The 4572-nt window shown below is 36.3% G+C and carries 3 protein-coding genes and 2 pseudogenes; 3 read left to right on the top strand and 2 right to left on the bottom strand.

The features are described from left to right. The 3 genes and pseudogenes from AFK68_RS38515 to AFK68_RS36505 all read left to right on the top strand — a co-directional run. A pseudogene (locus AFK68_RS38515) lies at positions 1–241 on the top strand (hypothetical protein); the annotation flags it as partial. Positions 242–418: 177 nt separating this feature from the next. Continuing rightward, a pseudogene (locus AFK68_RS34795) lies at positions 419–916 on the top strand (IS200/IS605 family accessory protein TnpB-related protein); the annotation flags it as partial. A gap of 10 nt (positions 917–926) precedes the next feature. After that, a complete protein-coding gene (locus AFK68_RS36505; protein ID WP_168186384.1) occupies positions 927–1076 on the top strand; it encodes a hypothetical protein in 150 nt (49 codons plus the stop codon). Between the two features lie 102 nt (positions 1077–1178). Here AFK68_RS36505 and AFK68_RS09355 read toward each other — a convergent pair whose 3' ends face one another. Next, complete coding sequence (locus AFK68_RS09355; RefSeq protein WP_094672481.1) at positions 1179–2357, bottom strand: aspartate aminotransferase; 1179 nt, start codon at positions 2355–2357, stop codon at positions 1179–1181. Positions 2358–3150: 793 nt separating this feature from the next. Further along, entirely contained in the window at positions 3151–4329 is a 1179-nt protein-coding gene (locus tag AFK68_RS09350) for an iron-containing alcohol dehydrogenase family protein (RefSeq protein ID WP_094672482.1), read from the bottom strand. Between the last annotated feature and the right edge of the window lie 243 nt (positions 4330–4572).

The following is a 4572-nucleotide window of genomic DNA, read 5'->3' as shown; positions in this document are numbered from 1 at the left end:
GGCTAAAGAAAGTTTATATCGGTTTGAACAAATCCGAATGCCTAGATACCTCAAAAAAGAGGGGTACTTTCCTTTAATAATACCTCGAATTAGGGTAAAAGACGGATATTTTAACATTCCAATGTCTAGGGAATTTAAAGCCGACTATGGTGCAGTAAAAATACCTTTCCCTGAAAGATTGGTAGGTAAGAATCTCAAGGAAGTTTCGGCTAAGAGCCGACATGAAAAGGATAATACCTAGATTTGATGCCCAGTTTTTTGAAGTAGAATTTATTACGGAGGAGGAGTCACAACCAGCAGTAAAGACAGATAATATAGTAGCAATAGACTTAGGGTTAGACAATAAGCGCCACTTGTGTATCGAATACTGGGTCATCGTTTATTTTAGACGGTAGAAAAATTAAATCAATCAACCAGTGGTACAACACGCGAAAATGCTAGATTGCAGTCTAGAAAGGATAAACAGGGCATTAAAGGTTTAACCAAAAAACAAATTAGTATTACGGTAAATCGGAATAATAAAATCAGAGATTACCTAAATAAAGTAGCTAGGTATTTAATCAACTGGTGTAGTAAAAATAGAATATCTACTCTAGTTGTAGGTGTTAATCCAGCCATGAAGCAAAATATCAATTTAGGCAAAAAAACTAACCAAAAGTTTGTACAGATACCACACCATAGTTTGAGGTTAAAACTGAAAGCTATGTGTGATAGATACGGGTTGATTTACAAAGAGCAGGAAGAATCTTATACATCTAAAGCTAGCTTTTTAGATAGTGATTTAATCCCTGTTTATAATGCTGATAATCCAACTGAATATAGTTTCAGTGGTAAACGAGTGAAGCGATGCAGCGCGGTCTTGGGGGTTTCCCCCATGAGCGACTGCATCAAGACAGCGTGGTTTGTACAAAACTAGGGAAGGAAAATTGATAAATGCCGATTGTAATGGTGCTGCAAATATTGGAGTAAAAAGCAACCTGAATGGGTTTACCCCGGACAGATTAGAGGCATCTTTGGCTATGCCATTAAGGGTGAAATTTGACGTGAGGAAAGTCCGTCAAATTTGTTCCACTTAAGAATCCACGGGACTTTCAGTCCGTGGAGTGTCAACCCTATTGCCAAATCATCTTACCAATTACCAACGCCATGATTTCTCCCTACTCCCTACTCCCTACTCCCTATTTATAACAAATACCTGCTTGCTCAAACCGACGTAACGCTTCACCCAAACGTTCACACTCAGCAATTAAACTCATTCTCACATAACCTTCACCACCACTACCAAAAGCATTTCCAGGAGTTACCACCACCCCAGTTTTTTGCAAAACAGATAAAGCAAAATCAGTAGAACCTATTCCTGGGGGACAAGGAACCCATAAATACATAGTTGCCAGAGTCTTCCGCACATTCCAACCTAATTTCCCTAAACCTTGAATCAGAAAATCTCGACGTTGGCGATAACGTTCTTGAACCTGAGATAAATATTCATCCGGTAATTCCAAAGCAGTCTTAGCTGCTGACTGCAAAGCAGTAAACACACCATAATCCAAATTAGTTTTCAAAGTCCGTAAGCCTTGAATAACATGAGAGTTACCAACTACAAAACCTATTCGCCAACCAGCCATATTATAAGTTTTCGACATAGTGTGAAATTCTACACCAATATCTTTTCCTCCAGGAATCTCTAATAAACTGGTAGGTTGATAACCATCAAAAGCCAACTCAGCATAACATAAGTCGTGAACTAGCAAAATTTCATACTTTTTCGCAAAAGCAACAATATCCTCAAAAAATTCTCGTGGAGCAGTAGCGCCAGTAGGGTTACTAGGATAATTAAAAAAGAAAACTTTTGCTTGCTCTGCCACATTATCAGGAATATCTCCCAGATCGATAATCCAATCATTTTCTGGTTTCAGTAAAATACTATGAACCTTACCACCAGCAATTAAAGGACCCCGAAAATGTGCGGGATAAGCAGGATTAGGTGCTAAAACTAAATCTCCCGGATTTATATATGCCAAAGCTAAATGAGTTAAACCCTCTTTAGAACCTAAAAGTGGCAAAGCTTCTCCATCAGGGTCAAGCTCTACACCATAACGACGAAGATACCAATCAGTAATTGCTTTGCGGAAACTAGCACTACCCTCAAAAGGTGGATAACCATGATTAGTAGAATCTTGTAAAGCATTAATGGCAGCTTCAACAACAGGTTGAGGAGTCGCCCCATCTGGGTTTCCCATTCCCAAATCAATTAAATCTAGTCCTTGTTCACGGGCACGAGCTTTCAGTTCATCTAAGCGGGCAAAAACGTAAGGTGGTAGTGCTTGTACCCTGTCTGCTGGGTTAATAGAATACATATATTATTTTACAAATATATTTTACAAAAAAATTGGATTTATTGACAATTAACAATTACCTTTTTTTTCCAAAGGACGAAGATTGACTAAAATAAAATTTGGTGTTGCTTTTTTCGACTTGAAAGTAGAGGCTTTAAATATTTAGATTATTAGTTATTAATTGATTTATCAAAGTAATTAGGAATTTCAAAAAGCCTCAATGATAAGGTACACCAAATAGAAAAAGGAAAAAATGTGATAATTTTCTACATTTTATTATTTACCAACAACTTAAGGTATAAAGACTCTCCCATCATAGATAAAAAAGAAANATTTTCTACATTTTATTATTTACCAACAAATTAAGGTATAAAGACTCTCCCATCATAGATAAAAAAGAAAAAAATCTTTTTACTAATGGATAATTGATAATTAATCCCCGGAGGTTTCAAGCCTCTCCTTTTCAATGGATCATTGATAATTAGAGAGAGTTTTCATAATCCACTATTTATTATCCATTATCAATTAATGAACCAATCTTTCTATTACTGAAGAGGTAGTTCTTAATTATGGCTATTCTAGAGTAGCTATGATAAATTACTACAAAATAAACTTCATAACCCTTGCTATGGAAGGATTATGGGAATATAAAAAAGCAATTCCCATAAACCGGGATTTTTATTTGGTTGAATCCTCTGCTATTTAAGGGTTTAGAGCTATTTAAACTACTAATTTGTTATAACCAGTCTAGGAGAGCCTTAATTATTAATTATTAATTATTAATTATTAATTATTAATTATTAATTGTTAATTGTTAATTGTTTACGATAGTATCAATATCTGAATTAGTTCCCAAATTTTGTTTCTCTAGCTCCAGTGAAACTGTTGTAGAAACCATTGCTGCTACTAATTGCTCTGGAACTACTTTAAATGGTAATCTATGAATGTCAGAATTTGGATTACAAGCAACTTCAGCAACACGCCATAATTCAGATAAAGTGATTTCTTTCAAACCTAAGTCATTTAAGCTTTTTGGTAAACCAATCTCATCGTAGAATTTTAACAGTTGTTGTCTAGCAGTTACGGCTAGTTGATTGCCTTGTACCATTTCTTCTAACCTTAGCTGAACTAATATACCATAAGCAACTTTTTCTCCATGTAATTTGCCATGACTAGCAGACAAATGAGTTAGGCCATTATGAATAGCATGGGCAGCCACAGTCCGACATTGCGCCCCACCAATACCTCCAATTAAACCAGCTAATAATACTGTTGCATCTACAACTTCTTGCCAGATTTCTCCTCCTGGTTGTTGTAGGGCAGCAGTTGATTTTTGAAAGAGGATATCCCTTAAGACTCTGGCTTGTTGGACAGCAGCAATAATCATTGTTTGCTCTGAATGGCCACTACTGACTGATGCTTCATACCATTTGGCGATCGCATCTCCAATACCAGCTATTAAAGTTCTGGGAGGCCCAGTTTTGATAATCCCATAATCTAGAATTAGCAATTCTGGACATCTAGCTAAACTTACATCATATAAGAAAGCGCCTTGGTCTGAGTAGATATTTGATAGTGCTGTCCAAGCTGCACAAGTAGCTGCTGAGGTAGGAATGGTAATTATGGGTAAATGACATTGGTGAGCTAGGAGTTTAGATGTATCAAGAGCTTTACCACCACCAATACCAATTATTAAGTCTGCTTTGTGGGTGGCTACAGTTTGACGGAGATTAGCCAAGCTTGTTTCACTACAGTCTGAGCCGTAGTTAGCCTGGGTAAATTTTAAATTATGGATTTTTAGTAAGGGTTGCAGGTAGGGTTGGATGGTACTCAGGGAGCGATCGCCTCCAACTATCAGGGGATTATTGCCAAGACGGGCGATCGCCTCTCCTGATTCGGCCAGAGCATTTTTCCCTCGAATAACTTGAGCTGGGGCGATATTTAGGGATAATAAAGTTGTGGGTGGTTGGGAAATATTGCTTGATTTAATCATGGCAACTAAGGCACTTGTTCGAGTCAATTTTATTGAGTATAGGCAACTATTGTTATATTTGTCAGGTTTTCTCGAAAAATTTTAAGATTTTTTTCTATATTAAAATTTATACTAAAAATTCTCAAGCTTTTAACTGCCTACTATGTGAAATATAATTATTTTCTAGGATGGATATATATTGTTTTTACTCTTGAAATTATAAGTAATTAAGATATTTCATTCTTGTTCCTCCTAAAATATTTC

It is taken from the genome of Hydrocoleum sp. CS-953 (assembly GCF_002260545.1).
Classification (GTDB): Bacteria; Cyanobacteriota; Cyanobacteriia; order Cyanobacteriales; family Microcoleaceae; genus Trichodesmium.
Note: the sequence above shows the minus strand (reverse complement) of the source record. Positions and strands in the feature narration are given on the sequence as shown.